The sequence below is a fragment of the Bacillus cereus group sp. MYBK245-2 genome (assembly GCF_051916145.1).
Taxonomy (GTDB): Bacteria; Bacillota; Bacilli; order Bacillales; family Bacillaceae_G; genus Bacillus_A; species Bacillus_A pacificus.
Genome location: NZ_JBQAGB010000044.1, coordinates 1 through 1449 on the forward strand (window position 1 = coordinate 1; position 1449 = coordinate 1449).

Consider the following 1449-nt stretch of genomic DNA (forward strand, 5'->3'; position numbering starts at 1 on the left):
AGTGAACTGGACCCGAAAAGTTAGACATATATTTAAGCAGCTAATAAGGATTGAATTCTGTATTTTACAGGAGGCAATCCTTTTAATTTTGCCTTAATCCTTTTATTATTGTAATAATAAATATAATTCTCTAGTTCTTCCCTAAAGTGTTCCATACTTTCAAAATCTTTAAGATAAAGTAATTCAGATTTTAATAAGCCAAAGAAATTTTCAATGACTGCATTATCTAAGCAATTTCCCTTACGGGACATACTTTGAGTTATATTATTTTCTCTTAAAATATATTGATATCTATCCATTTGATAGTGCCAACCTTGATCTGAATGAAGGATAGGAGTATCTTCTTTATCCAAGCATTTTAAAGCCTTATCTAACATCCTTTCGACTAGAAGGAATGTAGGGCGTTTCTCAATATTATAGGAAATAATCTCACCATTAAACAAGTCTAGAATAGGAGATAGGTAGAGTTTTTCACCAAACAAATGAACTTCAGTAACATCTGTAACCCACTTTTCATTAGGCTTAGAGGCCTTGAAATCACGCTTCAAGACATTTGGCGCTACCTTCCCAACCTTCCCGCGATAAGAGCGGTATTTAGTGATTCTTACCAACGATTTTAACCCTAATTGATTCATTAAGCGAAGGACGGTTTTGTGGTTAATGGTATAGCCCTGATTACGTAATTCAAGTGTGATACGCCTATAGCCATATCGCCCTTGGTGTTCCTGAAAAATCTGCTTAATACTTTCTTTAACCTCGTTATATTTATCTTCACGACTCATTTGTTTCACCCAGTAATAATATGTACTACGAGCCATTTCAGCCGCTTTAATCAAGTCGATAATTTTATATTCATGCCTTAACTCATATATTATGTGTGCTTTGTCTTTTTCAGAGATTGTTGTTTTTGTTGAATTAAGGCGTGTAACTTTTTTAAATAAGCATTTTCCATGCGTAAGTATTCAATTTCTTTTTGTAAATCATTTTGAGAGTTAATATTTTGTTTTTTCTTAGGTGCAATAGCCTGTTTCTTCTTCACAGTGGAGTACCCCTTACTTGTTTTACGAAGAGCATCTATCCCCTGTGATTCTAGCATTGATCGCCACTTCCTAACGGTACGAGGAGATGGAACGTTGAACATAGCGGCCGCTTGTAGGGGCGAAGCTCCTGTATTGTTCATAAAATTCAATACTTCCATTTTAAACTGAATGTCATACCTTGTACATTTAGAGTTTAAGGACTCTATTCCTTGTTCTCTAGTACGTGCCACCCACTCTTTTAATAACGATATACTGACTTGATATTTTTTGGCAGTCACTTTAAAAGAATCATTTGTATTTAAATAATGTTCAACGGCATTTCTTTTTAATTCGAATTTATATTTTCTAGACATAATAAAACCGCACCTCCAATTGTTAGTTATTTGTCTAACAAATTGGGTGCGGTTCA

At 34.1% G+C, this 1449-nt stretch carries 1 protein-coding gene; it reads right to left on the reverse strand.

Going from position 1 to position 1449, the window contains the following annotated elements:
- Nucleotides 1–32 precede the first annotated feature (32 nt).
- Nucleotides 33–1393 (reverse strand): IS3-like element ISBce15 family transposase gene (locus tag ACTFRN_RS28005; protein WP_085963576.1). Its coding sequence is split into 2 segments (ribosomal slippage): nt 33–937 and nt 937–1393, totalling 1362 coding nucleotides; the frame shifts between segments, so codons are not numbered across the junction.
- Between the last annotated feature and the right edge of the window lie 56 nt (nt 1394–1449).